This window comes from Psychrobacter sp. 1Y4 (assembly GCF_051847555.1).
In genome coordinates, this window is record NZ_JBPYDE010000820.1 from 1 (window position 1) to 604 (window position 604).

The 604-nt window shown below is 43.0% G+C and carries 1 pseudogene; it reads right to left on the reverse strand.

The features are described 5' to 3' along the window. Window positions 1-604 (reverse strand): annotated as a pseudogene (locus tag ACS8FC_RS19065) (hypothetical protein); the annotation flags it as partial.

Genomic DNA, 604 nt, shown 5'->3' on the forward strand with positions numbered 1-604 from the left:
TATTATTACTGCCCTCAAACTTAAGCGCACTACTGTCACCAATAGGCTTATTAATATTGTCACCAGTATCTGCTCCAAAGCTAAGACCCGAATCGAGTCTATCAGTATTGGCTTGGATATTATCGGCATTGACTTTGATGTCTTCGTTGGCCTGTGCGTTACCTTGGTTGATAGAAGCAATAGCGTCGTTAATGTTTCCTTTACCTGTACCACCGATGTTATTAGCGGTGAGATTACCATTCGCATCATAGGTAGCTTCACCACCGATAATACCAGCAACATCACTACCAAGATTATGTAGCTGACCGCCGTTGACCGCGTCTTTACTTCCTAACTCAACTTTACCATCAGCAACGCCAGTTAACACTCGATTACCATCTGTCCCAGAAAAGTCAACGCTATTTCCGCCTGTCTGACTACCTACAGTAATCTCTTCAGTAGTAGGATCTTGGCGGACAATACCTGCCGTACCATTAGTTATATTAGTAATGTTATCGGCATTAGCAGAAACACGATCATCTAGGCCGCCAAGTGCATCGCCTACATTATCGTATATATCTACTCCATCATTTAGCTCATACTTTGGAGCGCTGATAGTTCCATT